This window comes from Streptomyces sp. NPDC006435 (assembly GCF_040612315.1).
In the GTDB taxonomy this organism is placed as follows: domain Bacteria; phylum Actinomycetota; class Actinomycetes; order Streptomycetales; family Streptomycetaceae; genus Streptomyces.
Genome location: NZ_JBEXPY010000027.1, coordinates 61,962 through 87,848, shown reverse-complemented (window position 1 = coordinate 87,848; position 25,887 = coordinate 61,962). Strand labels below are relative to the sequence as shown.

General features: G+C 72.1%; 27 protein-coding genes. 11 read left to right on the top strand and 16 right to left on the bottom strand.

Going from position 1 to position 25,887, the window contains the following annotated elements:
* Nucleotides 1–77 precede the first annotated feature (77 nt).
* A complete protein-coding gene (locus ABZZ04_RS24890) occupies nucleotides 78–986 on the top strand; it encodes an alpha/beta hydrolase (RefSeq protein WP_356934417.1) in 909 nt (302 codons plus the stop codon).
* Here the strand turns inward: ABZZ04_RS24890 and ABZZ04_RS24885 are convergent.
* The 7 genes from ABZZ04_RS24885 to ABZZ04_RS24855 all read right to left on the bottom strand — a co-directional run bounded on the left by ABZZ04_RS24885 (nucleotide 917) and on the right by ABZZ04_RS24855 (nucleotide 8,758).
* Nucleotides 917–1,918: a helix-turn-helix transcriptional regulator gene (locus ABZZ04_RS24885; protein ID WP_356934416.1), complete on the bottom strand. Its 1,002-nt coding sequence runs from the start codon at nucleotides 1,916–1,918 to the stop codon at nucleotides 917–919. The two genes, ABZZ04_RS24890 and ABZZ04_RS24885, sit on opposite strands and share 70 nt — an antisense overlap.
* Before the next feature lie 215 nt (nucleotides 1,919–2,133).
* Nucleotides 2,134–2,901 carry an alpha/beta hydrolase gene (locus ABZZ04_RS24880; protein ID WP_356934415.1) on the bottom strand — a complete coding sequence of 256 codons (768 nt, stop codon included), beginning with the start codon at nucleotides 2,899–2,901 and terminating at the stop codon, nucleotides 2,134–2,136.
* Nucleotides 2,898–3,908, bottom strand: coding sequence for an LLM class F420-dependent oxidoreductase (locus ABZZ04_RS24875; RefSeq protein WP_356934414.1), 1,011 nt, complete (start codon nucleotides 3,906–3,908; stop codon nucleotides 2,898–2,900). Before ABZZ04_RS24875 ends, ABZZ04_RS24880 begins: the two co-directional genes overlap by 4 nt.
* A complete protein-coding gene (locus tag ABZZ04_RS24870) occupies nucleotides 3,905–5,161 on the bottom strand; it encodes an acyltransferase (protein WP_356934413.1) in 1,257 nt (418 codons plus the stop codon). Before ABZZ04_RS24870 ends, ABZZ04_RS24875 begins: the two co-directional genes overlap by 4 nt.
* Nucleotides 5,148–6,575: an MFS transporter gene (locus ABZZ04_RS24865; RefSeq protein WP_356934412.1), complete on the bottom strand. Its 1,428-nt coding sequence runs from the start codon at nucleotides 6,573–6,575 to the stop codon at nucleotides 5,148–5,150. Before ABZZ04_RS24865 ends, ABZZ04_RS24870 begins: the two co-directional genes overlap by 14 nt.
* Before the next feature lie 73 nt (nucleotides 6,576–6,648).
* Complete coding sequence (locus ABZZ04_RS24860; protein WP_356934411.1) at nucleotides 6,649–7,710, bottom strand: GDSL-type esterase/lipase family protein; 1,062 nt, start codon at nucleotides 7,708–7,710, stop codon at nucleotides 6,649–6,651.
* Between the two features lie 157 nt (nucleotides 7,711–7,867).
* On the bottom strand, nucleotides 7,868–8,758 hold the full coding sequence (locus tag ABZZ04_RS24855; RefSeq protein WP_356934410.1) for a glycoside hydrolase family 16 protein: 891 nt from the start codon (nucleotides 8,756–8,758) through the stop codon (nucleotides 7,868–7,870).
* 260 nt (nucleotides 8,759–9,018) lie between these two features.
* Here ABZZ04_RS24855 and ABZZ04_RS24850 point away from each other — a divergent pair, with 260 nt between their 5' ends.
* Entirely contained in the window at nucleotides 9,019–9,624 is a 606-nt protein-coding gene (locus ABZZ04_RS24850) for a dihydrofolate reductase family protein (RefSeq protein ID WP_356934409.1), read from the top strand.
* 140 nt (nucleotides 9,625–9,764) lie between these two features.
* On the opposite strand, the gene ABZZ04_RS24845 is transcribed toward ABZZ04_RS24850, so the two are convergent.
* On the bottom strand, nucleotides 9,765–10,121 hold the full coding sequence (locus ABZZ04_RS24845; protein ID WP_356934408.1) for a tetratricopeptide repeat protein: 357 nt from the start codon (nucleotides 10,119–10,121) through the stop codon (nucleotides 9,765–9,767).
* Nucleotides 10,122–10,361: 240 nt separating this feature from the next.
* Here ABZZ04_RS24845 and ABZZ04_RS24840 point away from each other — a divergent pair, with 240 nt between their 5' ends.
* Both ABZZ04_RS24840 and ABZZ04_RS24835 read left to right on the top strand, forming a co-directional pair.
* Nucleotides 10,362–11,327 carry a pirin family protein gene (locus ABZZ04_RS24840; RefSeq protein ID WP_356934407.1) on the top strand — a complete coding sequence of 322 codons (966 nt, stop codon included), beginning with the start codon at nucleotides 10,362–10,364 and terminating at the stop codon, nucleotides 11,325–11,327.
* Between the two features lie 70 nt (nucleotides 11,328–11,397).
* On the top strand, nucleotides 11,398–11,577 hold the full coding sequence (locus tag ABZZ04_RS24835; protein WP_356934406.1) for a hypothetical protein: 180 nt from the start codon (nucleotides 11,398–11,400) through the stop codon (nucleotides 11,575–11,577).
* A 140-nt stretch (nucleotides 11,578–11,717) separates the two neighbouring features.
* Here the strand turns inward: ABZZ04_RS24835 and ABZZ04_RS24830 are convergent, their stop codons facing one another.
* The 3 genes from ABZZ04_RS24830 to ABZZ04_RS24820 form a co-directional block, all read right to left on the bottom strand.
* Entirely contained in the window at nucleotides 11,718–11,990 is a 273-nt protein-coding gene (locus tag ABZZ04_RS24830) for a hypothetical protein (protein WP_356934405.1), read from the bottom strand.
* A 331-nt stretch (nucleotides 11,991–12,321) separates the two neighbouring features.
* Nucleotides 12,322–12,906, bottom strand: coding sequence for a DUF4240 domain-containing protein (locus ABZZ04_RS24825; protein ID WP_356934404.1), 585 nt, complete (start codon nucleotides 12,904–12,906; stop codon nucleotides 12,322–12,324).
* Nucleotides 12,907–13,039: 133 nt separating this feature from the next.
* Complete coding sequence (locus ABZZ04_RS24820; RefSeq protein WP_356934403.1) at nucleotides 13,040–13,453, bottom strand: hypothetical protein; 414 nt, start codon at nucleotides 13,451–13,453, stop codon at nucleotides 13,040–13,042.
* A 241-nt stretch (nucleotides 13,454–13,694) separates the two neighbouring features.
* Here ABZZ04_RS24820 and ABZZ04_RS24815 point away from each other — a divergent pair, with 241 nt between their 5' ends.
* Both ABZZ04_RS24815 and ABZZ04_RS24810 read left to right on the top strand, forming a co-directional pair.
* Nucleotides 13,695–13,985, top strand: coding sequence for a hypothetical protein (locus tag ABZZ04_RS24815; protein ID WP_356934402.1), 291 nt, complete (start codon nucleotides 13,695–13,697; stop codon nucleotides 13,983–13,985).
* A gap of 85 nt (nucleotides 13,986–14,070) precedes the next feature.
* Complete coding sequence (locus ABZZ04_RS24810; RefSeq protein WP_356934401.1) at nucleotides 14,071–15,177, top strand: hypothetical protein; 1,107 nt, start codon at nucleotides 14,071–14,073, stop codon at nucleotides 15,175–15,177.
* A gap of 53 nt (nucleotides 15,178–15,230) precedes the next feature.
* Here the strand turns inward: ABZZ04_RS24810 and ABZZ04_RS24805 are convergent, their stop codons facing one another.
* Together ABZZ04_RS24805 and ABZZ04_RS24800 are read right to left on the bottom strand one after the other, a co-directional pair.
* A complete protein-coding gene (locus ABZZ04_RS24805) occupies nucleotides 15,231–15,992 on the bottom strand; it encodes a GNAT family N-acetyltransferase (RefSeq protein ID WP_356934400.1) in 762 nt (253 codons plus the stop codon).
* The gene (locus ABZZ04_RS24800; RefSeq protein ID WP_356934399.1) at nucleotides 15,989–16,861 is read right to left on the bottom strand and encodes a class I SAM-dependent methyltransferase; all 873 of its coding nucleotides are present in this window, start codon (nucleotides 16,859–16,861) and stop codon (nucleotides 15,989–15,991) included. The genes ABZZ04_RS24805 and ABZZ04_RS24800 overlap by 4 nt, the downstream gene beginning before the upstream one ends.
* Nucleotides 16,862–17,030: 169 nt before the next feature.
* Here ABZZ04_RS24800 and ABZZ04_RS24795 point away from each other — a divergent pair, with 169 nt between their 5' ends.
* On the top strand, nucleotides 17,031–18,521 hold the full coding sequence (locus tag ABZZ04_RS24795) for a N,N-dimethylformamidase beta subunit family domain-containing protein (RefSeq protein ID WP_356934398.1): 1,491 nt from the start codon (nucleotides 17,031–17,033) through the stop codon (nucleotides 18,519–18,521).
* Here the strand turns inward: ABZZ04_RS24795 and ABZZ04_RS24790 are convergent.
* Together ABZZ04_RS24790 and ABZZ04_RS24785 are read right to left on the bottom strand one after the other, a co-directional pair.
* Nucleotides 18,451–19,203 (bottom strand): HAD family hydrolase, encoded by a 753-nt coding sequence (locus tag ABZZ04_RS24790; RefSeq protein WP_356934397.1) that lies wholly within the window; start codon nucleotides 19,201–19,203, stop codon nucleotides 18,451–18,453. The genes ABZZ04_RS24795 and ABZZ04_RS24790 overlap by 71 nt on opposite strands.
* Nucleotides 19,204–19,212: 9 nt before the next feature.
* Nucleotides 19,213–20,391, bottom strand: coding sequence for a serine/threonine protein kinase (locus ABZZ04_RS24785; protein ID WP_356934396.1), 1,179 nt, complete (start codon nucleotides 20,389–20,391; stop codon nucleotides 19,213–19,215).
* Between the two features lie 313 nt (nucleotides 20,392–20,704).
* On the opposite strand from ABZZ04_RS24785, the gene ABZZ04_RS24780 reads away from it, so the two are divergent.
* The 4 genes from ABZZ04_RS24780 (at nucleotide 20,705) to ABZZ04_RS24765 (ending at nucleotide 24,914) form a co-directional block, all read left to right on the top strand.
* Nucleotides 20,705–21,988, top strand: coding sequence for an extracellular solute-binding protein (locus tag ABZZ04_RS24780; RefSeq protein WP_356934395.1), 1,284 nt, complete (start codon nucleotides 20,705–20,707; stop codon nucleotides 21,986–21,988).
* Nucleotides 21,978–22,892, top strand: coding sequence for a sugar ABC transporter permease (locus tag ABZZ04_RS24775; protein ID WP_356934394.1), 915 nt, complete (start codon nucleotides 21,978–21,980; stop codon nucleotides 22,890–22,892). The genes ABZZ04_RS24780 and ABZZ04_RS24775 overlap by 11 nt, the downstream gene beginning before the upstream one ends.
* The gene (locus ABZZ04_RS24770) at nucleotides 22,889–23,746 is read left to right on the top strand and encodes a carbohydrate ABC transporter permease (protein ID WP_356934393.1); all 858 of its coding nucleotides are present in this window, start codon (nucleotides 22,889–22,891) and stop codon (nucleotides 23,744–23,746) included. The genes ABZZ04_RS24775 and ABZZ04_RS24770 overlap by 4 nt, the downstream gene beginning before the upstream one ends.
* Before the next feature lie 67 nt (nucleotides 23,747–23,813).
* Nucleotides 23,814–24,914 carry a radical SAM protein gene (locus tag ABZZ04_RS24765; protein WP_356934392.1) on the top strand — a complete coding sequence of 367 codons (1,101 nt, stop codon included), beginning with the start codon at nucleotides 23,814–23,816 and terminating at the stop codon, nucleotides 24,912–24,914.
* Here ABZZ04_RS24765 and ABZZ04_RS24760 read toward each other — a convergent pair.
* Nucleotides 24,896–25,885: a galactokinase gene (locus ABZZ04_RS24760; RefSeq protein ID WP_356934391.1), complete on the bottom strand. Its 990-nt coding sequence runs from the start codon at nucleotides 25,883–25,885 to the stop codon at nucleotides 24,896–24,898. The genes ABZZ04_RS24765 and ABZZ04_RS24760 overlap by 19 nt on opposite strands.
* Between the last annotated feature and the right edge of the window lie 2 nt (nucleotides 25,886–25,887).

The following is a 25,887-nucleotide window of genomic DNA, read 5'->3' as shown; positions in this document are numbered from 1 at the left end:
ACCGGTCATCCTGTGACCGTGAATAACAGCATCCGCAATGAATTCCCGAACGGACCGGCCGCGATTAGCCTGGCCCGATGGCGCTGTTCGAGGGATTCGATTCGCTGACCGTCACCGGGGCCGACGGCGGCCCCGTGCACGTCCGCAGAGGGGGCGAGGGCCCGCCGCTGCTCCTGCTGCACGGATTTCCGCAGACGCACGCGATGTGGCACGCGGTCGCACCGCTGCTCGCCACGGAGTTCACCGTCGTGGCCACGGACCTGCGGGGGTACGGGGAGAGCCGGCGGCACGTCCGGACCGGCGACGCCCCGCCCCCGTACGACAAACGCGCCCTGGCCGGCGACCTGGTGCGGGTGATGGACGCGCTGGGCTTCGGCCGCTTCGCCGTGGCGGGCCACGACCGGGGCGCCCGGTGCGCCTACCGGCTGGCCCTGGACCATCCGGCACGCGTCACCCGGCTGGCCGTGCTCGACATCGTGCCCACGGCGGACGCGCTGGACGCCGTGGACGCGCGGGGCGCCCGGCAGCTGTGGCGCTGGTTCCTCATGGCCCAGCCGCACCCGGTCGCGGAACGCCTGATCGCGGGCGACCCCGAGACGTTCCTCTTCGGGGCGCACGCCGGGCTGTTCGCCCCCGAGGCGCTCGCCGCCTACCGGAAGGCCGCCGACGACCCGGCCGTCGTGCACGCGATGTGCGAGGACTACCGGGCGATGTTCGGCCCCGACCTGGAGCACGACCGGGAGGACCGGCGGGCGGGGCGGCGGATCGAGGCCCCGGTGCTCGCCCTGTGGGGCGGACGGTCGCACACCGAACGGCACCACGACGTGCTCGCGGTGTGGCGGCGGTGGGCCGGTGACGTACGGGGGCGGGCGCTGGACTGCGGGCACTTCCTGCCCGAGGAGGCGCCCGCCGAGACCTACGCGGAGCTGCGCTCCTTCTTCGCCGAGACCGAGACCGAGGCCGAGGCCGCGGCCGGGGCCGGATGACCGGAGCCCGCCCGGCACCGCCCGATGCGGACGACCTCCGCACCCGTGTCACGGCCCTCCCGCACCAGCCGGGACACCAGCTCGCGGTCGCCGGGACCGACCGGGGCCTGCACCACGATCAGCGCCTCCGGGTCGTCCACCGGCCGGAACGCCGAGAACTGCAGGTCGAGCCCGCCGTGCCGGGGCAGCAGCATCGAGACCCGGCGGGCCGTCAGATCACCGACGCCCTGGCACTCCCACCACTGCGCCAGCTCCGGGAAGTCCGCGCGCAGGATCGCGTAGATCTCCCGGGTGCGGGGGTCGCTCGTGGCGAGCCGCGCCGTCTGGCCCCGGAAGTGCGCGAGCACGGCACGGGCCAGCGGCTCCCAGTCCAGCAGTGTCGAACGGAACGCGGGGCTGCCCGCCACGCACCACATGAGATTGCGGCGCCCGGCCGGGATGCCGGCCGGGTCGGACCACACGGCGGCGTACGCCTCGTTCCACGCGGTGATGTCGAAACGCGAGTCCAGCAGCACCGCCGGACTGTTCTCCCAGGTGTCCAGCAGGCCCTGCAGACGGGCCGCCACCTCGTCGTGCCCCGCCCCGTCCACCGCGGGCGGCAGCAGCCCGGACAGGGCCAGGACGTGGCGGTACGACACGGCGTCGAGCCCCAGCGTCCGCGCCACCGCCTCCAGCACCTTCCGGGAGGGGATCACCCGGCCCTGCTCCAGCCAGGTGTACCAGGCGAGCCCGACGCCCGACAGCGCCGCGACCTCCTCGCGGCGCAGCCCGGGAGTCCGGCGCCGGCCGGTGTCGGGCAGCCCGACGTCCTGCGGGGAGCGTCTTTCGCGATGGGCGCGCAGGAACGCCCCGAGCTCCTTGGAATTGGCGAATCTGCTGCTCTCGCCGATTTCTTCCTCGGTTTTCCTGGATGTGTGTGCGGACTTCTGCACGGAGAATTCCCTTCCGGATCGACGGATGAAGGCGGATGATCACCGGGAGTGCTGCGGAACACCCCTACATCGTCTGCACCGTCCGTACCCACCGGAATTCTTCGACCCGTCGCCCGGCTTCATGCCGCCCCCCGATCCTCCGCGATCCTGCGGGTTTCACGGGTCAGCTTAACCAAGTTCCGGCCACCGCTGTCCGATTTCTCGTCAGTTGTCCTTCAGGCGAGATGTTCCGTTAAGAAATCCGCAACAGAGTCGGCGGCCGCCACCGCCTTCGGCAGCCGGTCCACGAACAGCTGCCAGCAGTGCGTCGCCCCCTCCCACAACTCCACCCGGCAGCGACCGCCCGCGGCCGTCATCCGTGCGCCGAACCGCCGCGCGTCGTCCACCAGCACCTCCTCCCGGGCCGCCTGGAGCAGCACGGGCGGCAGGGCGGCCAGCGCCGCCCCGTCGGCGAACAGCGGCGACGCGGCGGGGCCGCGGGCGTCGGCCCCCGCGAGATAGAGGGCGGCGGAACGGCGCAGCGAGGGCCGGTCGAGCACCGGATCGCTGTCCGCGCACCGCTCGAACGCCCCCGATTCCAGGGTGAGATCGAGCCACGGGGACAGTCCCACCGCGGCGGCGGGCATCGGCAGTCCGGCCCGCTGCGCCTCCAGGAGCACGGCGAGCGCCAGCCCCCCGCCGGCCGACTCGCCCACCAGGGCGATCCGATCGGCGGGAACGCCGTCCCGCAGCAGGTCCGTGTACGCGCCGAGACCGTCCTCGACGGCCGCCGGGAACGGATGCCGGGGCGCCAACCGGTAGGCGGGCACGAACACTTCGGCACCTGTGCGGCGTGCGAGATGCGTGGCGAGCGGGCGGCTCGGCCCGGGGGAACCGGACCGGTAGCCGCCCCCGTGCAGTTGCAGCACCACGCGGCGGTCGTCCCCTTCGGCGGCCCCGACGCGCAACACCGGCCGCCCGCCCAGGAGCTGATCCATCGTCATGCCCGCAGTTCCGCGAGCAGTCCGGGCAGTGCGGCGGGGTCCCCGTACAGCTCTGGCGTCGGCGCGACGTACAGCAGCAGGGTCGTCACCCCCGGGTGCAGGAAGCCGCGGATCCGCTCGCGCAGCGCGGCCGGTTCGCCGTGCAGCCACAGGGCGTCGACGAGTCGGTCCGGCAGTGCGGCGGACGCCCCGTACCGGTCGCCCGCGAGATGGGCCTCGTGCGAGGCCTTGAGCAGGTCCCCGCGTCCGAGCCACTCGTGGAACGCGTGGTAGGGCTTCTGGTTGAGGATCCAGCCGAGGAAGCCGCGCCCCGCGTTCCTCGCGTACGTCGTGTCGCGCGTCGGGCAGACGAAGAGCTTCACCACCGTCTCCTTGGGCGGCGGCGGGGTGCCGTCCGAGCCGTCCACACCCCCCTGCGCCCGCCCGGCCGCGATCACCCGGGGCACGTCCTCGGCGGTGAGGAGGTTGACGACCGCGCCGTCCCCGTCCCCGTACGCCACCCCGAGCATCCGCGGCCGCAACGCGCCGACCAGCACCTTCGGTGGCCTGGCCGGGGTGAAGCCGAGGCTGAAACCGGGCGCCGAGAGCGTTTCGTACGCGTCGCCCACCGGCTCCCCGTGCAGGGCCCGCCTCAGAAACCGGACGGTGTCCCTGACCCGGGCGAGCGGCCGGTCGTGCGTCATCCCGTTGAGCGCCGTCGTATGGGCGGGCACGGACGCGCCGACACCCAACAGGACCTCGCTCTCGGTGAGTTGGGAGAGCGTCGCCGCGGTCTGCGCGAGGATGCCGGGGCCGCGGGTGAAGACCGGCACCACTCCCGTGCCGAGCCGGAGCGCCGGCTGCCAGGCCGCCGCGGCGGCGAGCGGGGTGAAGGCGTCGATGCCTCCGCCCTCCCCGGTCCACACATCGGTGAACCCCAGGTCGGGAAGCGCCTCGACGGTGCGCCGGTGATCGGCCAGGGCACGGGTGGGCAGGGGCAGGTTGACGCCCCAGCGGACATCGTTCATGGAAGTACGGACTCCTGTTCGTCGCGGAGGTCGGACCGTCGGGCGCCGCCCCGGCCGGGGCCGGACTCCGTGGGATCGGGTACTCGGGGGCCGGGCACCGGCCGGGGCTCCGGCGTCCGGCCGCGCAGCCGCCGCAGCGGCCGTTCGACCAGGTAGTGGCTGAGCGCGGCGCATCCGACGGACAGCACCACGGCGACCGGGAACAGCACCACGAAGTCCGCCGACCCGGCCCGCTCGCCGGTGATCCGGAGCCAGCCCTCCACCACGACCATGTGCCACAGGAACAGCCCGTACGAGATCTGCCCGAGCCAGGCGGGCACCGGATGGGCCAGCAGCCGGGCGGGCGTCCCCGGACCGGGCCGGGCGGGTCCCAGGGCCAGCGGCGCCACCAGCGCCACCGCGATCACCAGGTAGAGCAGGTGTTCCAGCAGCGCCTCGGCCACCGTCGGATAGCGCAGCGTCGACCCGGTGAGCGGCGTCGACACCAGGACGTACGCCCCGAGGGCCACGCCCCAGCACAGCCACGGCCGGCGGACGGGAGCGGGCGGCTCGACGGTCCGGGAGGCGATCACCGCCAGCGCCATGCCCGCCGCGAAGTACCCGGCGTACTCGGGCAGCCACAGCTGGGCCGGCGGATAGGGCCCGGCGGACGGCACATGGGTGAGCACCACCGACAGCAGGGTCACCGCCTCCACCGCACCGAGGACACCCAGCACCGCGCCCGCCCCGCCCCGGCGCAGCAACGGATGGAGCGCCGCGGCCAGCAGGGGGAGCACGGCGTAGAACGACACCTCGGTCGCCAGGCTCCAGGTCTGCGGTATCCCGGCCGGGATCGGGTCGGAGCCGTAGACGTGGAGCAACAGGAACGTCCGCAGCGCCGGCCAGGCCGCCCCGAGCGTGTCACGGCCGAACCACACGAGCGAGACCAGCGCCACCAGCCAGTAGGCGGGCAGGATGCGCACCGCCCGGTGGCGGAGATAACGGCCGGTGGAGGGACGCGGTCCGCCGTCGCGTGCGGCGTCCGCGAACGGGCGGTAGAGCAGCAGCCCGGACAGCACGAAGAAGATCGGCACCCCCACGGTGAAGCGGGAGACGACCGGACCGAGCGGCCCGGCCTCGCCGATGCCGAGCCAGCTGGACGCGACCTGGCCGGTGTAGATCCCCACATGCAGGGCGATCACCAGCAGCGCGGCCACGGCGCGCAGACCGTCGAGCGGCAGCGCCCGGCGGCGCCCGGTGTCAGGCACGCCCATCGGTCACCGCCCCCTTCCGGGCGGAAGCCCCCTCGGCGGAGCCCTCGCGCCCGGACCCGGCACGCGAGGCCCCCTCGGGCGCGGCCCCCTGCGGCGTCACGGACTCCCCGGCCCCCGGCGCCGCAGGACCTTCCGGCGCCGCGGACTCCTCCCGTGCCGCGGATTCCCCGGACTCCGGCGCCCCGGCCGGGCGGAGCCGGCCCACCAGCGGCAGCGCGGCCAGCCCGGCCAGCACCGCGAGACCACCGCCGACCACCGCGGTACCGGTGTCCGCGTGAGCGAAGGCGCCCGCGGCCGCGACACCGACCGCCGTGCCCGCGTACAGCGTCGCGCTGTTCCAGGAACTGGACGTCGCCCCCAGATCCGGCCGCGACGACACCAGCAGCGTCTGCACGAGCGTCCCGAAGGCGCCGCTCGCGAAGAACCACACCAGCACCGCCGCGTACGCCAGGAGCGAGGTCGCCCCGAGCGCGGCCAGCACCGCGGCCCCGCCCAGCAGCAGGCACCACACCGGAATCCACACCGCGTCGCCGGAGCCGCGCTCCCGCGCCCGGTCCCCGATCCGGCCCGCGGCCAGCGAACCCAGCGCGCTGCCGGCCCCGACCAGGATGCCCAGCAGCCCCAACTCGTTGACGGAGAGCCCGAACCGGTCGTGGAGCGCCGAACCGAGGAAGGTGTACGCCCCGAGGTTCGCGGCCTGCAGCAGGAAGACGACGATCAGGGTGTGCCGCAGCACGCCGTCGCGCCAGACGGAGAACACCGCGGTGAACCGCAGCGGAGCCGCCCCGCCCGCCTCGTCCTCCGGCCGGTTCCCGATCTGGGCGAGCAGCAGGGGGGCCGAGGCCGCGGTCAGCGCGGTGAGCGCCCAGAACGAGGCCCGCCAGCCGCCCCATCCGGCCAGGAAACTGCCCGCCGGGACGCCCAGCACCTGCCCGGCGGAGAAGAGCGCCATGCCGAGCCCGACGGCCCGGCCGCGCACCGGGGCCGGGGCCGTCTCCGCGATGTGGGCCCAGATCGACGGCCCGGCCAGCGCCGCGCCCAGGGCACCCACCACCCGGGCGACGACGAGTACCGTCAGGTTCCCGGCGACCGCCGCGAGCGCGTTGCCCAGCAGGAACAGCAGCGTGCCCGCGAGGATGGTGGGGCGCCGGCCGAAGCGGTCGGACACCGCCCCGAGGAACGGCGCGGTCAGGGCGTACACCAGGGTGTACGCGGTGACGGTGCTCGCCGCGGCGGCCACGGAGACCCCGACCGAATCGGCGATGGTCGGCAGCAGCGGCGAGACCAGGAACGTCTCGGTGCCGATCAGGAACAGCAGCAGATACACGCCCGTGTACGCCGCCCACGGCACCCGGGCGGGTGGTGACTGCGCGGGCGGTGCCGCCTCGGCGGCGGACGGTGTGGTCTCGGGCACGGCATTCCTCTCGCCGGACGGCGTCTGACGAGGCGATCGTTCCGGTACGGGCGCGGGGCAACCAGATCCCGAATCATGCTGGTACTGGCACACACAGGCTGCGGCGCAGCGCGGCCAGGAAGCGCCCGGCGAGGACCGGATGGCCGGCCGGCCCCGGATGCAGCCGGTCCAGCCCCTCCGGTTCCAGCAGCAGCCCGGCCTCGCGCGGGCCGAAGACGTCGAGCCCGTCGATGTGGTGGAGGGCGGTGTCGCCGTGCTGCCGGAGGAGCTCCACGGCCTGCCGGACCCGGATGCGGCAGTCCTGGACGGTCAGCCCGGAAGGCCCGGGGACCGTCTCGCGGTCCGGTGCGATGATCGTCGACATCAGCGCGAAGGGCGTCGTCGGATGCCGTTCGCGGACCGTGGCCACGAAACCGATCAGGGCGGAGGTGAAGGCGTCCGGGCTGTGGCTCCCGAGCGCCTGGACGTTGATGCCGACGCACGCCGTGAGCAGCTCGGCCGGCAGGTCGCGCATGAGCCGGGCCGACATCGGCTGGAGGCAGCACGCCGCGCCCAGCGCGATGGACGTCAGATCGAGCCCGGCCCGTCGGGCGACGAGCGCCGGCCAGGCCCTGGCGGGCGAACGGGCGCCCCTGCCCTGCGATATGGAGCTGCCGTAGTGCACCCAGCGCGGGCCCCCGCGCTCGTCGCGCTCGACGGCCGCCGTCCGGTCGACGACCAGGGCGCGCAGCCGGAACTGGTGGTACGGGGGGAGCCAGAGCTCGACGGTGCCCATCCGTTCCGGCAGCCCGGACACCAGGAACCCGGCGTCCTCGCCGTCGCACCTGAGCTCGACGGTGGTGAAGATCCGGCCGTCCCGCACCACGTCCAGCCGGGGCCGTTCCCGGGGGCCGTTGAGCCGGGGCGCGGGGTCGGCCAGATAGCGGCAGCCGATCTCCCGGCTGTCGGTCCGCAGGGTGACGCGCACCCCGGCGGGCATGGCGGCCCGCCCGATCCCGCCCTCCGGCAGATGGAGCCGCGCCTCCTCGTACGGCACCCGCCAGGGCGCGACCCAGCCCGGTCCGTGCTGCAACGACACCGCACCGCGAAAGCGCAGTACGGGATCGTCCCCGGCCACGACACGTTTCGCCGACAATTCCCGCCACCTCCCGAGTCGCCCGCCATCCTCGGCGTGCGGGGGCGACCGCAACCAGTCGTTGCGGATGCTGTGACCAGGACTCACCGGCAGGAATCGTGCGGGGCGGACGCGCCGGGACCGGGGACCGCCTCGGCCCCCGGTCCGGGCACGCGGGTCAGACCGGTGGCCGGAGGTCGCCGGTGGTGACCCGGACGTGGTCGACGACGAGCTGTTGCGGGAAGGAGGTGCTGCCGTCGGGGTCGCCCGGCCAGTAGCCGCCGACCGCGAGGTTGAGGATCAGGAAGAAGGGCTTGTCGAACACCCAGGCGTTGCCCTGGAGATCGGCGGGCGTACGGCGCTGGTAGACGTTGCCGTCCACCGACCAGGTCACCGAACCGGGCGCCCAGTCCACCGCGAAGGTGTGGAAGTCGTCGGCGAACGCCTGGCCGCCGGGCAGGGTGTACGCGGCGCCGATCCCGCCGGAGCCGGAGTAGCCGGGACCGTGCAACGTGCCGTGCACGGTGGACGGTTCGAAGCCGACGTTCTCCATGACGTCGATCTCGCCCGAGTTCGGCCAGCCGACCTGCCCGATGTCGTCGCCCAGCATCCAGAACGCGGGCCACATGCCCTGGCCGCGCGGCACCTTCATCCTCGCCTCGACGTGCCCGTACGTCTGGGTGAACCGGCCGGCCGTGTTCAGCCGCGCCGAGGTGTACTCGCACGTCCCGTACCAGCACTGGTGGTTGCCGGGGTTCTCCCGGCGCGCGGTGATGACCAGGTGGCCCTGGCCGTCGAGTGCAGCGTTGCTGTTCCCGGCCGTGTAGTACTGCCGTTCGTGGTTGTTGACGTTGTCGCCGGTCTCGATCTGCCACCTGCCGCCGTCGACGGCGGAGCCCGCGGGGCCGTCGAACTCGTCGGCGAACGTCGTCGCCGCGGCTCCGGCCGGTGGCCGGGGCAGTGGCGTCCCCGACGCGAGACCGGCGGACGCCGGGATCAGGGCGAGCACGGAGAGCGCGGCCACCAGGAGGCGGCGGGCGCGGTGGGGGGAGTGCGAGGGAGAGGTCATGGGGGTCCTTCCCGTGCGGAACACATGATTGTCATGCGTATGACAATCATGTGTCGTGGGGGTGCGGGGGAGAGGTGCCTGGGTCTGCTCTCGATTTAAGAAGTGAACCAAGTGGGTGTCAATACTTTGGTACGGACCACACTTCTTGCATCCATCACCGGGGTCCGGGCGGACCGTTCTCTCGTCGTTCCGCGGCGCGACCGATGAGTTTTCGGCTCCCGGCCGGTCCAAGCTCGTGACACCCAGGAAAGGACACCGTCATGTCGGAGCTTCTCGTCGACTTCATCACTTCCCTCGACGGCTACGCATCGGGAGAGGGATGGCCCGGGTTCTGGGGCCTCGAGGGCCCGGAGTACCTCGCATGGCTCGGCGAGCAGCCCGAGGCCACTTACCTGATGGGGGCTAACACCTACCGCCTGATGTCGGGCTTTGCCGCGGGCGAGGTCCCGGGTGGCCAGGACGAGTTCAGGCCCGAGGAGGAGGCGTCCGTCGACGAGCTCACGCAAGCCTCCAAGGTGGTGTTCTCCTCCTCTCTCCAGGAGCCGCTGACGTGGGCCAACTCCAGGCTCGTCCGCGACGACGCCGTCGAGGCGGTCCGCGCCATGAAGTCGAGCGGCTCGGGGCTCCTCAGCACGATCGGCAGCCTCGGTCTGTGCCGGTCCCTGCTGCGTGCCGGACTCGTCGACCGCTTCCGGGTCGTGATGTTCCCGGTGATCACCGGGGCCACGGGTGAGGAACGCATCTACGACGGCTATCCGGACGTCGCCCTGGAGATGATCGGGCACCGAACCTTCGACGGCCGCATCCAACTGGTCGAGTACGAGCCCCGCGTGCTCGACCACCCGCCGCTCGGCGCCCCTGCGTGACGACGCCCCGTCCGCCGGTCCGGACGGCCGATGGGTCGACTGAAGCGCTCGGTCGCGGCGCACGCGCGGAGGGCGCCCCGACAGGCATCCTGTCGGGGCGCCCTCGCGGATTCGCCCCCGTGGCCGTCTCCCGGCCGGGGTCAGTTCCCCGTGCCGAGGTCGAGGTCACCGGTGAACGCGGCGGCCATCCGCAGGTGACCGGTCGCCTCGGCGCTCCGCCCCTGGCGTTCGAGCGTGCGGCCGAGCATCAGCCGCGCGTAGTGCTCCACCGGGTCCCGCTCCAGGACCGCCCGCAGCTCCGTCTCGGCCTTGCCGAGCCGCGCCGAGTGGTAGTACGTCCGGGCCAGCAGCAGACGCGGCGCGACCTGCTCCGGCACCTCCGCGACGAGCCCCTCCAGGATCCGGGCGGCGGTCATGTACTCCTTCGCCCCGAAGAACATCTGGGCACGGTCCCAGCGCTCGGCGGCCGTACCGAACTCGTAGTAGGTGTCGCTCATCGGATCTCCTCCCTCATGGGCTCGACGGCCTGTCCGCAGCCCTGGTGCCCGTGCCCGCGCACGGTCGCCGGATCATCCCGGGGCGCTCCGCACCCTGCCCCGGACTGCCCGGTTCCCGGTGCGGATGCCCGCTCGGTCATCCCGCAGTCGTCGGAACACCCCCTAGTGGTTGAATATTCCACTAAGTGGTCGGCGTGGGGAGCCGGGGCCCCGGGCCCGCACGGGAATAGGTTGAGCGCCATGAGCAATCTCGATCGCCAGGCCGCACTCTCCGTCTGCGGAGGACGGGGCTTCGTCGTCGCCGAGCCCGTACGTGAGCTCCTCAGCCCCCGCCACGTCCGGCTGGGGGAGTCCACCGAGGTCCGCAGGCTGCTCCCCAACCTGGGCCGCCGGATGGTCGGGGCCTGGGCCTTCGTCGACCACTACGGCCCCGACGACATCGCCGACGAACCCGGGATGCAGGTGCCGCCCCACCCCCACATGGGCCTGCAGACGGTCAGCTGGCTGCACGACGGCGAGGTCCTGCACCGGGACAGCCTCGGCAGCCTCCGGACGATCCGCCCGCGCGAACTCGGCCTGATGACCTCGGGCCGGGCCATCAGCCACTCCGAGGAGAGCCCGAGGCCCCACGCGAGGTTTCTGCACGGGGCCCAGCTCTGGGTGGCGCTCCCCGAGGCCCACCGCCACGTCGAACCCCACTTCCAGCACCACACCGACCTGCCGACCGTCACCGCCCCCGGCCTCACCGTCACACTGATCCTGGGCGAACTCGACGGGGCCGCCTCGCCCGGCACCGTCTACACCCCGATCGTCGGCGCCGACATGGCCCTGACCGCCGGAGCCGGGGCGCGGCTGCCGATCGACCCGGACTTCGAGTACGCGGTGCTCTCGATGTCCGGCCGGGCGGAGGTCGACGGCGTGCCGGTACTGCCCGGCTCCATGCTCTACCTCGGCTGCGGCCGCACCGAACTTCCCCTGCGCGCGGACACCGACGCGGGTCTCATGCTCCTGGGCGGCGAGCCCTTCGAGGAGGAGATCGTCATGTGGTGGAACTTCATCGGCCGGTCCCAGGAGGACATCGCGCAGGCTCGTGCGGACTGGGCGACGGGGGACCGGTTCGGCGCCGTTCACGGGTACGACGGTCCCCCGCTGCCTGCCCCCGAACTGCCCGCGACCCCCCTGAAGCCGCGGGGACGAGTGCGCTGATCCGCGCATTTGGTCTCGGGGGCGCAGCAGGCGGCAGAGGGACGGCGAGAGCGGCACGGGGCCGAAGGGGATGCGGCCCCTGCTGCTGCTGCTGCTGACGGCGGCGGTGAAGCACCTGCGCGTGGACGGCTCCGACGTCCGCGATGAGGACGTGGCCCGCCTCTCGCCGTTCGTGGTGAGCGGATCTCATCCGCCGGGCCTGCCCGTGACCGCTCCCGACGCGGCGGCCACGATCAGGTCGGCACGGTGACGATTGCGTCGGCGGCTGCGGCGCGGTGTCGGGAATGGCCCGGATCACGGCGGCGTCGGAACGGCGGTCAGTCCGCCGGCACCACCGGTGCAGGAACAACCGGTGATGCCGGACCGTGCTCGAGATCCGTTGGCCGGGCGTCAGTAAGGGCTCCGGCCGGCAGGCCACTGGTAGCCCTCCGGCAGCTCGGTTCCGTTGCTGTCGATGACCGTGTAGTCGACGATCACCTTCGCGGGATCGCCGCTTTCGAAGATCCAGACGACCAGACGGTGCTTGACCGCAACCACCGTGAACTGGGGATCCGACACCTCATCAGCCGGCACAACGGTGAACTCGTCACCGGGTTTCAACCAGAAGACGTCACAGTACGGTTCGATGAAGAGGCAGAGGAAGTCCTCGCCGCCATTCTGCACGGGGAGCCTGTTCACTGACGCCGTCCCGGTGGCCGCTGCGGTAGAGGAACACCAGGATGGCGACCGGCAACCAAGCCCCCAGGGCCGACGGGTACCCACGGAGTGAAGAGCCTCATGGTGTGACACGTGTGAGCGGCCTTCGTGGTGACCGTCGAGCCGGGTGCACCTCGTACGGGCCGGCGGTGGGCGGTGAGCCATGAGAAGGTGCGCTCGACCGCCCACTTCCGGTGTACGCGCCAAGTGCTCAGGTGTGTACGGGTGAACGTGCCCACTCGGACGGCAGGGGCGAACCCCGGGCTCCCCGCCTGCGGTCGTGGACGTCGGCGTCGCGTCACGATCGGGAGCCGGCTTCCACAGGAAAGAGGGCGTCGAGCCGCGGTGTCCCGATCCGCACCGTCGCTTCTGCGGTGCGGACCTCTTCCTCGGGCTTCGCCCATGTCTCCTGGACGGTATCCAGGGCCTCGTGGAACGCCTCCAGGCAGTCGTTCCCCCGGCCCGTCAGCTCGTCGAACACCTCCTGGGCCACGTAGTCGAGCTCCTCCCATTCCGGCCACTCATCGTCACACCACTCGCGCGGATGCCGTCCCGCCAGGGCCCGCACCTCGGCGACGTCGGCGAGGACATCCGGATCGGCAAGCACCGCCCTGTACGTCCCTCGCCCCTGGGCCACCAGCCAGAGCGCGAAGTAGTCGAAGCCGTCGTCGGAGCACAAACCACTCTCGATCCGGCGCACCGCCCGCCACAGTGCGTCCGTGGCGACTACCTCGCACGCGGCCTCCAGACATGCCTGGAACTCCACTGATTCCGCGGCCGGCCGGCATCGCAACTTCCCGCGCAGCCACTCCAGCCGTTCGTGCCGGTCACCGGGGCGACGGCCCAGCTCATCCATGAGCGCCCAGAAGGTCTTCTCGTCCATACCGCCCAGGATCGCAACCACCACTGACACACCCGGGAGCCCGTGCGAGAGCAGCAGCAGCCTGCCGGGCCCGGGAAACGGCCTGTCGCACTCCACGAACTGCGCACGCTCACCCGTACCTGCACGAGCACATTCAGGTGTACGCCGACACCGGGTGCCGACAGGGACCGCATCGGCCGTGCGCACGGACGGTGATGCCGTCCAGCCCGGCACGGGCCTCGGCAAGCGCTTCGAACATCGGGGAGACCTGGGCGGGGGCGCTGTCGCGCACCTCGGCCCCGATCTCCTCGGGACCGTGGGGAAGCCGCGTCCCGGCCGGCTGGTCGCGGAAGACATCGGAGAGCGAATCCAACTCGGTCCCGGACAGGCCGAGTTCCTTCATGGCCGCGACCGCGGGATCGGTCCCGGCCCCGACCCGTATCCCGCCCAGATGCATCTCGTGACCGGCGTACACCCGGGAATGCGTGTTGAGCACGCCCCGGAGCGGCGTCGACCCCGACCGCACGGTCGAGATGACGAGGACCGGTGATTTCACGAGTCCGTCCACGATGAACTCCTTGGCGACCAGGTCGGGTGAGCAGGGCTGCGCGGGGACGTTACGGGGGAGGGAGGGCCCACCGCTGGACCCGGCCTGTACCCGGAACTGCCTCTTCCGTCACGGGGCGTCCCCCGGAACGCGCCCGGAGGTTCGCATGGCGGAAACAGCGTGACCGGAATGAGTCGTCACAAGATGCGACGCACTGTCGTTCACTGCTCGGAAGCGGTGCGACGGACGAGAGGTGCCCACGGTGCGGCGACTCCTGCGATACCTGCTGCTCGTGGCGGGGGCCGGACCGGCGGTTCTCGTCATGGCGGCCGTGCACGATGCCGCAGCCCTGCCGTTCGCCGCCGCCGTGTACGCCGATGTCGTCGTCGGCCTGGGCTGGCTCGTCGCTGCGGTCCTGCTCCTCCGCCGCCGCGACACCGCGGGCGCGCCCGCTGGCGACGCCTCCGGACCCCGCCACCACCGGGCCGTGCGCTGCTCCACCGACGGCGAACCCCTCGCCCGCTCCCACCGGGGCACCCGGCACCGCCACTGATCCGGCCAAACTCCCTGCACACCCGGCTCCGGTCTCCGGCGCTCTGCGAGCATGACCGGCGACGACCCCTGCCGAGGAGCCCCGTGTGACCAAGGTGACCACGTTTCACATCAGTTCGGCCGTCATGACGCATCCCGTGCGCCTCGCCCAGGCCCAGGACCTCGCCGCCCGGTTGCGGCTCGACGGCCTCGCCCTCGACCCCGATCCGCAAGGGCCGCCCTCCGCACTGCGCACCGCCCTGGTCGCCTGGGCGGCCGCAGCCCCCGGGGCCAGTCACCACCTCGTCGTCCAGGACGACGTCGACGCCCCCGCCGAACTCCTGGAGATCGTCGCCGACGCCGCCACCCGGTTCCCCGACGAGGCGCTGGTCTTCTACACCAACTGGCACGCCCGCAACGGCGCCGCCGCCCGGCTCGCCGCCCTCGCCGGTGCCGGCTGGGTGCGGGCCGTGCCCGACGAGTTCACGCCGTCCCTGGGCGTCTGCCTGCCGGCCGACACCGCCGCAGCCTTCCGCGAGTACGCCCGCGACAGCGCCGAACGCCACGACGACGAACTGTTCTCCGTCTTCTTCCGCGGCCGGGGCCGGATGGGCCTGCTCGCCGTGCCGAACATCGTCGAGCACATCGGCACGAGCAGCATCAACGGCCACGCGGCCCAGGGCATCCGCCTCGCCGCCTGCCCCACCTCCGCCGCCGACGCCGCCCCCCTGCTGGCCCGGGGCCGCGTCCTGGAGGAGCCGGGCTGGATCCCGTACATGCGGTACGGCGAGGGCTACATCCGGCTCGTCGGGCAGGAAAACGGCGCCGACGGCGGGCGCGGACACCACCGCTGGCGCGACGCCCTGCCCGAGACCGGCCTCACGCAGGACGTGATCGATGCCGCGCGGGCCGCGCACCTGCCCGAGGACCTCGCGGCGGAGGTGGCCCGCACCTTCGGCGGAGAGTTCGCACAGGAGCTGTGGATCCACTGCCTGCTGCTCGGCCGGCAGGCGGCCCGGGCGGCCCGCGGGCTGGGACCGCTGCCGGACGGCGTGCCCGCGGACGCGCTCGACCGGCTGCGGAACTCCGCCGTCGCCACCGCGGGCCCCGCCGGACTCCCGCCCGAACGCCGCCCCGAGGCGGGTGCGGACGAGGTCCGTGCGATGACCGCGTTCGCGTGGACCGCCGTCCGCGCGGGGGAGGGGCTCGGCTGAGGGACGCGCCGGACGACTCGTGGGCCGGGCCCGGCGCCGAGTGCCGGGTCCGGCTAAGAGGCCCGGCCGTCCCCGGCCCGGTGCGTGATCCACACCCCCGGCTCCCAGTACGCGGCCAGGTCCCGCGCCCGGTCGACCCGGAGCGTCGCGAGACCGCCGGGGAAGACGTACTCCCCGTCCTCCGGGAAGGCGAGCCCCGTCCAGCTCTCCCACTCGGCGACCGTCCCCGTGATCCGCGAGGAACGCGCGGACGCCGCCGCGAGGGTGCCGCCCGCACCCACCTGGGTCCGGATCCACGGGTCGAACGGGGCGCCGTCGTCCCGGGTCCATGCCGCGTACCGTTCGATCGGCACCAGCGGATACCGCTCCTTCCAGGTGGGACGCACCGGCACCAGGACCGTCGCGAGCCCGGCGCGCCGCGCCGTGTCCGCCATCGCGTCGAGCAGCACCTTGGACAGCCCCCGGCCCTGATGGTCCTCGGCCACCTCGATGCCCAGCGCGCACAGCGCGTCCGGGGCGCGCCCGGCGTCGCGGTCCGCGAAGGCCCGCGCGATCGAGTCGTCCAGCCCCGGGCCGAGGTCCGCCGCGGTGCCGTCCCAGGTACGGGGCAGCGAGCGGCCGGCACCGGCGATCACGTCGTGCTCGTCGTCGTACAGGAGGAACTGGAACTCCGGGAAGTCGTCGAACAACCGGTTCCAGTAGTCCCCGTTGATGTCCCCGTGCAGGTTGTACTCGGGCACCACACCGGCGAACCGCTCGGGGATGCGGTCCCACAGCTCGGGCCGCTCCGAATGACGTACCAGGACCAGGCTCACGGGGCCTCCCGGCCGGACGGGACCTCGACGTCCCAGACGACGACGATCGGGAGGCCGTCCCAGGCGGCGTGGGCCGCGTCCGCGATGAACTCCTCGTAACCACCGGGCGCCAGACGCCCGTTGAACAACGGCTCGTGGCAGCCGCGCACCCGCAGCCCCGCCCGGCCGAACGCCTCCAGGTAACGGCTCGGCAGATGGACGTGGTTGCGGACGAAGGCGAGTTCCTCGGCGCCGTGCACGAAGAGGCACTGGCCCTGGAGCGCGATCACGAACGGGTGCAGGTCCGTGACCACGATCCGGCCGCCCGGCCGCACCACCCGGGCCAGCTCCGCCACGCCGGGAACGAGATCCGGAAGATGCGTCATGGCCAGCGAACAGACGGCGAGATCCACGGAGTCGTCGTCGAGCGGCAGCCGGTCCAGGTGCCCCGCGCGGAACTCGGCCTCCGGGGTGTGCTCGCGGGCCTTCGCGATCATCTGCGGCGACTGGTCGACGCCGATGACCCGGTGCCCGCGAGCGGCCAGCGCCCGGGTCTGCCGGCCGGTGCCGCAGGCGGCGTCGAGCGCCACCCCCGGTTCGAGACCGTCGAGGATCGCGTGGACGACCGGCTCCTCCACCTCGATGTACGAGCTGGGCAGCGAGTCGTACACCGCCGACCAGGACGCGTAGCCCGCGGCCGGGTCGAGCTCGCTGACCAGGGCCCCGCCGTCCGGAAGCTTCTCCTCGTCGAGGGCGAAGCGGCGGATGTCGGCCACCCTTTCCCGGAGGAACGCCTCGTCACCGTCCACGGCGTGGCGCAGCAGCGCGAGCCCCTCGATCCCCAGCACCAGTTCCCGTACACGGAATTCACCGCGGAATTCATCGCTCATGCGAGCCCCTCACCGATCGACGGACGGCCGTGCCCTTTTCCGGACTCCGCCCTACCCAACAGTCGTGGCGGAAAGTCCCGGCCCACCCGCCGTGTCCGAAAACAGGGTATCGAATGGCCGGTTGATGGTGCCGTTGTCGTCGGTGCGGCGGCTGCCTAGCATGAGCGGCATGATTGAGGGATATCTCGGACGTGAAAGTGTCACCGTCGGCGGGGAAGTGACGTTCCATCTCTCCACCGACGCCCCCCGGTTCCGGCTCCGTTTCTACCGGCTCGGCGAGGAACTCATACCCGTCGGGGAATCCGGTGAGTATCCGGGCGGCCTGCACACCCCGCCCGGTCACCCCGACGAATTACCCGGACGCGCGTCGCCCGCCGACGACTGGAACTGGCCGCCGCTCACCCTGCCCGTACCGGGGGACTGGGAGCCGGGAATCCATCTGGTCGAATTCGTCGAATGCGGCCCGGACCGCCCCGACGACCCCCCGCTCCTCGACGCGGAGCACATCGAGGGGCACGCCCGGGAGTTCTTCGTCGTGCGCCCCCGCGTCCCCGGCAGCCGCTCCCGCATCCTCTACAAGAAGTCCACCTTCACCCGGCACGCCTACAACCGCTCCGACCGGCCCGGTCTGGAACGCGCCGTCAGCCTCTACGACCACCCCGTCCACCGGGCCGGGGACGGCGACGAACCACGAGGTCACAAGGTCAGCCTCCACCGCCCCGGGGGCGTGATCGACCTCGCCTACTGGGACGCGCCCTTCATCGCCTGGCTGGAACGCCACGGCTACCCCGTCGAGTACTGCACCGACCTCGACCTGCACGAGGACCCTGGCCTGCTCGCCCCCTACGACCTGCTCCTCAGCGTCGGCCACGACGAGTACTGGAGCGCCGCGATGCGCACCCACGCGGAGCGGTTCGTGGCCGACGGCGGGAACATCGCTTTTCTCAGCGCCAACACCTGCTGGTGGCGGGTCCACCCGACGGACGGGAACACCGCTTTCGTCTCCGACACCGATCACCACGTCGGCGACGAATACCCCCACCTGCCCGCCACCGACCAGTGGTGGGCACCCGAACCCGACGGAGTCGGAAATCCCGAGAACACGCTCACCGGAGTGAGTTTCCGGAACGGCGGAATGTGGCCCGCCACCGAATGGCCCGGCGACCGCCCCCGCGTCGGATACACCGTGCAGCACGCAGACCACTGGATCTATGAGGGAACCGGATTGCGCGACGGATCCGACGGGGGAACGGCGGACCGGCTGGGGGCAGGCACTCCCCTCATCGGATACGAATGCGACGGTGCCGCGTTCTCCTGCGACGCGGACGGAATCGCCCGCGCCACCGGTGAGGACGGAACGCCGAAATCATTCCTCATTCTCGGAATTCACGTCCTCGAACCGGTGCACGAGGATTTCCATCACTTCAAATGGGGCCACTGGAACGGCCCCGTGCGCGAACCGACCATCAGCAGCCCCCGGGCCGCCACCATGGGCCTGCACACCGCAGGCGGCGGCACCGTCTTCACCGCCGGCACCACCGACTGGCCCGTGGTCTGCGGACACGAGCAGGACCCGGCCGTCGTCCGCGTCACCCGCAACCTCCTCGACCGGCTCCGCCACCGGGGTCCGCGGCCCGGACCAGGTCGCCCAGACCGGTGATCCGCACCACCCCCTCCGGCAGGGGCGGCGCGACACCCTCCACCGCCCGGTCGGGCCGCCACAGGTGCGCCGCCCGCATCCCCGCCGCCAGCGGACCGAGCACGTCGGGCACCCACATGTCCCCGACGAACAGCACCCGGTCCGCCGGCAGCGCGCACCGCTCGACCAGCGTGCGGTAGATCAGCGGATGCGGCTTGCGGGCCCCCGCCCGCGCGGAGCCCACCACCACGTCCACGGCCCCGCCGATCCCCACCGCCTCGACGCAGTCCTCCAGGTTCCAGAACCAGTTGGAGCACACCCCGATCAGCAGGCCCCGCTCCCGCAGCCGCGCGAGCACCCCGGGCACATCCGGATAGAGCTCCAGCCGGACCGCCTTCATCGCCCGGTCGAGCTCGGCGACCAGACCGCCGAGCTCGGCCTCCGGCACGCCGCAGGCCCGCGCCCGGCGCCGCAGCCGGTCGCGTTCCCACGTCACGTACGCCGTCTCGTCGACCGAGTGCGCCGCGTGCTCCTCGCCCTCGCCGGGGCCCACCGACCACTGGTCGCCCCAGAGATCGCCCTGCGCCGCCAGGCCCCGGCGGGCGAAGATGCCGCGATGGTCCGGCGGCAACGGCTCCACCATCCGCACGAGCGTCCCGTAGAAGTCGAGGACGACCGCACGGGTCCCGTCCGTCACCACCACGGGATCCGCCTAGAACCGGCCGTACCGGTGCGGGAAGTAGTCCTCCAGGGTGCCGTCCCGCTCGATGTCGACGGTCGCGCAGTGCAGCCCGCCGCCGAACGGCCCGACCGCCCGGAACGGCACCGGCACGATCTCGAACCCGTACGAGGACAACTGTTCGGCGAGCCGCACCTCCTTCTCCTCCACGCACAGGGTGTTCTCGTCGAGGTTCAGCATGTTCCCGGCGAGCCACGGACTGCAGAAGGACAGCTTCGGCGGGTGGTCCCAGCTGGCCGGCTGCACGGCCTCCACGATCTCCCAGTCGTTGAGCTTGAAGAACTCCATCAGCTCGGCGTCCGCGAGCCGCTCCCCGCAGTGCAGCACCAGGCCGGGCCGCAGCGGCACCCAGGTCGCGTCGATGTGCAGCGGATGGGTGTTGGTCGAGGTCACCGCGTGCACCCGGTGGTCGGGGAAGTGGCGGCGCAGCCACTCGTAGCCGCTCCTGTTGGTGACGAACGACAGCTGAACGAAGAGGTCCTTGCCGAACCGTGCCACGTCCGCCGCGTCGAAGAGCGGCTCCGCCTCGGTGAGCACCAGGTCGTAGTCACGGACCCGGGCCAACTGCTCCTCGGTCGACAGGTCGTTGTACGTGTCCCAGAACCCGGTCTTGTACGAGGCGTCCGTGAGCCGCGGCTTGGGCGCGGCCTCCCAGCGCATCCGGTCGTCGGAGTCGAAGAGGTTCTGCAGCACCGGCCGGTAGCACAGGTACTCGAACCAGCGGCTGCGGTACGACATGGTCGCTTCGAGGACCTCGTTGCCGACCGTGAGCAGCAGGTCCCGGGGCGGCATGCAGCCGAACATCGAGTCGTGCGCCCACTCCGGGGTGGACACCTCCCGGGTGAAGTCGATCGGGGTGGGACGGTCCACACGGATGCCGCGCCGCCGAAGCATCTCCGAGAAGTCGTCGAGCTGCTGATCGGCCTCGGCCACCATGTCCGCGGGCATGGGGCCGTACGTCCCCAACGGGAAGCCGTCGTCGGGATAGTCGCGGCGCACCGCGTGCTCGGGGGCCTGCACCACGGTGCCCTCCGCGCGGCCGACGATCACATGCCTCAGCGGGTCCCACCCGTTCCAGGCGTTGACCCGTACGGGGCGCTCGGAGCCGGCGGGGGCGGAGGCGTCGGACGCGGGGGTGCTCTGCTCGGTCACGTACAAGCCCTTCGATCGGGGTCGTGGAGTGCCGCAGGGGCCCAAACTGCGGGCACCATGCCGTCACCGTCAAGAGCGGACCGGCTACCCACCGTGCCAATCGCGTCAATGTGGCCCGAGTACGACCCCGTCCCTTTCGTCACCCGGCGGCATCGACGCAGCGCAACGGGCGAACGCTGGGCCCTTCGTGGGAAGCACACCGCCGTCTTCCGGCCGAAACTCCGTGTCGTGGCGGAGAGCCGTGATCCGCGGGGTAGTGAGAAGACCGTCACCGAAGCCCGTACGTCTTGACGAATCCCGCACGGAGGAACCCATGACACTGCGTCTGCCCCGCCGATCCGGGATTCTGGGAGCCCTGTTGCTGCTCGCGGTGGCGGGGTGCGGTTCGGGAGACGGGGACGGACGGGCGGACGGCGACCTGACGGTGTGGCTGACCGTGGACGCCCGCGAGAGCTGGCCCGAGATGGTCTCCGCCGCCAACGCCAGGTTCGCGAAGCAGCACCCGGGCGTGAAGGTCGACGTCCAGTACCAGCAGTGGACGACGAAGAACCAGAAGCTCGACGCCGTCCTCGCGGGCCGGAACGTGCCCGACGTCGTCGAGATGGGCAACAGCGAAACCACCAACTACCTCGTCAACGGCGCCTTCGCACCACTGGACCCGAAGAGCTTCGACCGCTCGGACCAGTGGCTGCCCGCCCTCGCCGACGCCTGTCGCCTCGACGGCGAGACCTACTGCGTGCCGTACTACGCGGGAGCGCGCGTCGGCGTCTACCGCACCGACTACTTCAAGGAAACCGGCATCGCCCGCGCCCCGCGCACCTACCCCGAGCTGATCTCCGCCCTCGACCGGCTCAAGAAGAAGTACGGCGCCGAGGACCCCGGCTTCTCGGCCTTCTACATGCCCGGCCGCTACTGGTCCGCGGCCATGGGCTTCGTCAAGGACGCGGGCGGCGAGATGGCGGTGGAGAAGAACGGCCGCTGGCAGGGCGCCCTCTCCTCGCCGAAGTCCGTCGCCGGACTCACCACCTGGAAGAAGCTCCTGGACGACTACTACGTCGGCGACCGGGCGAAGGACAACGGCGACCAGCCGGGCGTCGTCGGACAGGGCAAGGTCGGCGTCTTCTACGGCAACACCTGGGAGGCCCAGGCCGCCGCCGACCCCCGCTCCGGGGGCGACCCGGCGCTCAAGGACAAGTTCGCCACCTTCGCCTTCCCCGGCCCCTCCGGACAGCTGCTCCCGCCGTTCCTCGGCGGCTCCACCCTGGCCGTGCCCGCCAAGTCGCGGAACCAGAAACTGGCCGCCGACTGGATCCGCATCTTCACTGACAGCGAGTCGCAGCAGAAGCTGATCGACGCCAACACCCTCCCGAACAACACCGTGCAACTCGCCGACGTCGCGGCAGGGGGCATAAACGGTCCTGCGGCCCAGGCCGCCGCGCGCGGCTGGGTCACCCCGCTCGCCCCCGGCTGGACCTCGGTGGAGAAGTCCAACGTCCTGCCCGAGATGCTGGAACGTATCGCCACCGGAAAGGCGTCCGTGCGGGACGCCGCACGCGAGGCGGACCGCAGGATCGACGCAGTGATCAATGAGCGCTGATCCGGCCGGCCGAAGGCCACGCCCCCATCTGCCCTACCTGCTGATCGCCCCGGCTCTCCTCGCCCTCGTCGTGGTCCTGGCCTATCCGCTGGTCGACATGGTGACCCTGGCCTTCCAGGACATGACCCGCAAGGAACTGTTCAGCGGCGAGTCACCGCCCTGGGCCGGCCTCGCGCAGTTCCGGACGATCCTCGGCGACGGGTTCTTCTGGACGGTGGTGGCCCGCACGGCCCTGTTCACCGCCGTCTGCGTCACCCTCACCATGCTGCTCGGCCTGCTGATCGCCCTGCTGATGCGGCGGACCTCGCCATGGGTGCGGGCGGTCCTCGCCGGTGTGCTCGTCGCCGTGTGGGCGATGCCGGTGATGGTCGCCGCGGCCATCTTCCGCTGGCTCTTCGACGCGGACTACGGCCTGGTCAACTGGCTCCTCACGACACTGCCCGGCATCGACCTCACCCGCCACAACTGGTTCACCGACCCCTGGCAGGGCTTCGCCGTGATCACCGCGGTCGTCGTCTGGGGCGCGCTGCCGTTCGTCGCCGTCAGCCTGCACGCGGCACTCGCCCAGATCCCGCAGGAACTGGAGGAGTCCGCCCTCATCGACGGCGCCCGCCCGTTCCAGGTCTTCCGGTACGTCACCTTCCCCTCGATCAAACCCCTCTTCGTGATGGTCACCACCCTGATGGCGATCTGGGACTTCGGCGTCTTCAACCAGATCTGGCTGATGCGCGGCGGCCAGCCGGAACGCGAGTACTACCTGCTCGGCGTCTACTCCTTCATCGAGTCGTTCGCCGTCAACCGCTACAGCACCGGAGCCGCGATCGCCCTGGTCACCGTCGTCCTGCTGCTCGCCGGTGCCGTCGTGTACCTGCGGCAGATGCTGAGACTGGGGGAGGCCGAATGAGCCAGGTGCGCAAGGGACGCGGGACGGGGGCCGGACGGCGCTCCCGACGACGGTACGACCTCCTCGGCCTCCTCGTGGCCGCCGTCATAGGCTTCCCCGTCTACTGGATGGTCCTCACCGCGTTCCGGCCCGCGACCGAGATCCTCAGCCTGCCGCCCGAGTTCTGGCCGAGCAGCCCCACCCTCGACAACTTCGCCCGCGCGATGGGCACGGAGACCTTCTGGCCCAACGTCCGCTCCAGCGCCGTCATCGGCCTGGGCACCGTCCTGGTCTCCCTCCTGGTCGGCACCCTCGCCGCGTTCGCCCTGGCCCGCTTCCGCTTCGCCGGCCGCAAGGCGTTCGTCGTGGTCGTCCTCACCGTCCAGATGATCCCGCTCGCCGCCCTCGTCATCCCCGTCTACCTGCTGCTCAACGACGCCGGCCTCACCGACAGCCTCGGCGGCGTGATCCTCGTCTACCTCGTCTTCACCCTGCCGTTCACCGTGTGGATGCTGCGCGGCTTCATCTCCGCGATCCCGGTGGAACTCGAGGAGGCGGCGATGGTCGACGGCTGCGGCCGGCTCGGCGCCTTCGTCCGGGTCGTCCTGCCGCTGCTCGCCCCCGGCCTCGTCGCCACCTCCGTCTTCGCGATGGTGCAGGCGTGGAACGAGTACGTCCTCGTCTACGTCCTGCTGTCCACCCCGGAGAAGCAGACCCTCAGCATCTGGCTGGTCTCCTTCCAGACCAGCTTCGGCACCGACTACGGCGGACTGATGGCGGGCGCCACACTCACCGCCCTGCCCGTCGTCGTCTTCTTCCTGGCCGTCCAGCGCAAGATCGCCGCGGGGCTGGCCACCGGAGCGGTCAAGGGCTGAGCGACGCCCGGCCGGGACCGGTACGACCCGCCGACGACACCCCGTACATCCCGCAGAGGAGAGCCCCGTGACGCACGACCGCCTCGACCTCGTCTCCAAGCTGTACCAGCCCACCGGCTGGCCCCGGATCCTCCGGGCCGCGGCCGGCGAACCCTCCAGCGCCCCGCTCGTCGTGGACCTCGACCCGACCACCTTCTGCGACCTGGCCTGCCCCGAGTGCATCAGCGGAAAGCTCCTCAACCAGGGGCGCTTCACCCCCGAACGGCTCGCCGCCCTCGCCGAGGAACTCGTCGCCATGTCCGTACGGGCGGTGGTCCTCATAGGCGGCGGGGAACCCCTCGCCCACCGGGGCACCCGCAAGGTCTTACGCATCCTCGGCGAAGCGGGCCTGGCCGTCGGGGTCGTCACCAACGGCACGATGATCAGGCAGAACCTTGCCGAGCTCGCCCAGTACGCCACCTGGGTCCGGGTCTCCGTCGACGCCGGCACCGCCGACACGTACGGCCTGTTCCGGCCCGACCGCAAGGGCCGCAGCGTCTTCGACAAGGTCATCGAGAACATGCGGCTGCTCGCCGCCGAGAAGACCGGAGCGCTCGGCTACTCCTTCCTCGTGATGTCACGCCGGGAACCCGGCGGAGAGACCGTCACCAACCACCACGAGGTGCTGCGCGCCGCCGAACTCGCCCACGACATCGGCTGCGACTACTTCGAGACCAAGGCCATGTTCGACGACGACCACCACATCGTGCAGGTACCCGGCGAGATGCTGGAATCCGTCGACCGCCAGCTCGCCGAGGCCGCCCGGCTGGAGAGCGAGAGCTTCCAGCTCGTCAACTCCTCCACCCTCACCTCGCTGCGCGGCCACGTCGGCCCCGTCCAGCCCAAGGAGTACGACCGCTGCCGGGTCGCCGAACTCCGCACCCTCATCACCCCATCCGGGGTGTACGTGTGCTCCTACCACCGGGGCAACCCGCTCGCGCGGATCGGCGACGCCGTCACCGACGACCTCGCCGACATCTGGCAGGACGCGGACCGCCGGGGAATCGTCGACCCGAGCCGGGACTGCCGGTTCCACTGCGCCCGCCACCGCTCCAACCTGGAGCTGGAACGCATCGCCCGCGGAACCGGCGAGCCCCCGCTCACCCAGGACTACGACCCCTTCATCTGACCCCCCGCCACAGGCACCGGCCCACGCCGGGTGCCCGGGGCCGCCGCGGTGGGCACGACCCGGGCACCCGGATGGGAGACCCCCAGCGCCCGCACGAGGCGCTCCACCGTCCCCGCCACCTCGTCCACCGGGCAGACACCGACCAGCGCACCGCCCCCGCCGGCCCCGCTGAGCTTCAGCGGCAGGCCGGCGGAACGCAGCGCGACCGCCCGCAACTCCTCCAGCAGCGGCGTCGACATCCCCTGGTGGTCCCGCATGGCGGCATGGGCATCGGACATCGCGGCCCCGAGCGCCGCCAGGTCCCGGCCGCGCAACGCCTCCCACACCCGGCCCGACGCCTCGTCGGCCGCGGACCGGTAGGCGGCCAGCGCGGGATCACCGGACGCGAGCTGCGCCCGCACGTCCCGGATGTGGTGCCCGGTGTCCTTGCGGGTGCCGGAATCCACGACGACCACCCGCCAGCCCTCGGGGAACTCCATCCGGTCCCGCACGGACGGCAGCCCCTGCTCGCGGCCGTCGAGGAGCAGCGCACCGCCCTCGACGACCGCGAGATGGTCCATGCCGCCACCGTTGAAGACGGCGAACTCGAACTCGTACGCCCACTGCGTGATCGTGGCGTCGGAGAGCCGCCGCCCGGGGAGGGCGGCGTCCGCGAACGCCCGGAACAGCGCCACGATCCGGGCCGTGGACGAGGACAGACCGCTCGCCGAGGGCGCCCGGCTGCGCACCACGACGGCGGGCGGGCGCGGGCCGAGCCCGGCCAGCCGCGCGCGCAGGAACGCCCACACCTCCCGCTGCCAGCCGTCCTCGGCCCCGTCCTCGGCCCCGCCGTCGGACGCGGCGGCGGGACGGACCTCCACGGTCGTCATCAGACCGAGCGCGAGGCTCACCGAGCGGCCCCCGCCGAGCCAGTCCAGGTCCTCACCGGACAGACAGGCCCGGCAGGGCACCACCGCGCGTATCGGGTACATGG

Bases quoted from the DNA above. Each gene is read 5' to 3' on its own strand.
- ABZZ04_RS24890 (WP_356934417.1), top strand. From the start codon at position 78: ATGGCGCTGTTCGAGGGATTCGATTCGCTGACCGTCACCGGGGCCGAC.
- ABZZ04_RS24880 (WP_356934415.1), bottom strand. From the start codon at position 2,901: ATGACGATGGATCAGCTCCTGGGCGGGCGGCCGGTGTTGCGCGTCGGG.
- ABZZ04_RS24875 (WP_356934414.1), bottom strand. From the start codon at position 3,908: ATGAACGATGTCCGCTGGGGCGTCAACCTGCCCCTGCCCACCCGTGCC.
- ABZZ04_RS24870 (WP_356934413.1), bottom strand. From the start codon at position 5,161: ATGGGCGTGCCTGACACCGGGCGCCGCCGGGCGCTGCCGCTCGACGGT.
- ABZZ04_RS24855 (WP_356934410.1), bottom strand. From the start codon at position 8,758: ATGACCTCTCCCTCGCACTCCCCCCACCGCGCCCGCCGCCTCCTGGTG.
- ABZZ04_RS24850 (WP_356934409.1), top strand. From the start codon at position 9,019: ATGTCGGAGCTTCTCGTCGACTTCATCACTTCCCTCGACGGCTACGCA.
- ABZZ04_RS24845 (WP_356934408.1), bottom strand. From the start codon at position 10,121: ATGAGCGACACCTACTACGAGTTCGGTACGGCCGCCGAGCGCTGGGAC.
- ABZZ04_RS24840 (WP_356934407.1), top strand. From the start codon at position 10,362: ATGAGCAATCTCGATCGCCAGGCCGCACTCTCCGTCTGCGGAGGACGG.
- ABZZ04_RS24835 (WP_356934406.1), top strand. From the start codon at position 11,398: ATGCGGCCCCTGCTGCTGCTGCTGCTGACGGCGGCGGTGAAGCACCTG.
- ABZZ04_RS24825 (WP_356934404.1), bottom strand. From the start codon at position 12,906: ATGGACGAGAAGACCTTCTGGGCGCTCATGGATGAGCTGGGCCGTCGC.
- ABZZ04_RS24800 (WP_356934399.1), bottom strand. From the start codon at position 16,861: ATGAGCGATGAATTCCGCGGTGAATTCCGTGTACGGGAACTGGTGCTG.
- ABZZ04_RS24795 (WP_356934398.1), top strand. From the start codon at position 17,031: ATGATTGAGGGATATCTCGGACGTGAAAGTGTCACCGTCGGCGGGGAA.
- ABZZ04_RS24780 (WP_356934395.1), top strand. From the start codon at position 20,705: ATGACACTGCGTCTGCCCCGCCGATCCGGGATTCTGGGAGCCCTGTTG.
- ABZZ04_RS24775 (WP_356934394.1), top strand. From the start codon at position 21,978: ATGAGCGCTGATCCGGCCGGCCGAAGGCCACGCCCCCATCTGCCCTAC.
- ABZZ04_RS24770 (WP_356934393.1), top strand. From the start codon at position 22,889: ATGAGCCAGGTGCGCAAGGGACGCGGGACGGGGGCCGGACGGCGCTCC.
- ABZZ04_RS24760 (WP_356934391.1), bottom strand. From the start codon at position 25,885: ATGTACCCGATACGCGCGGTGGTGCCCTGCCGGGCCTGTCTGTCCGGT.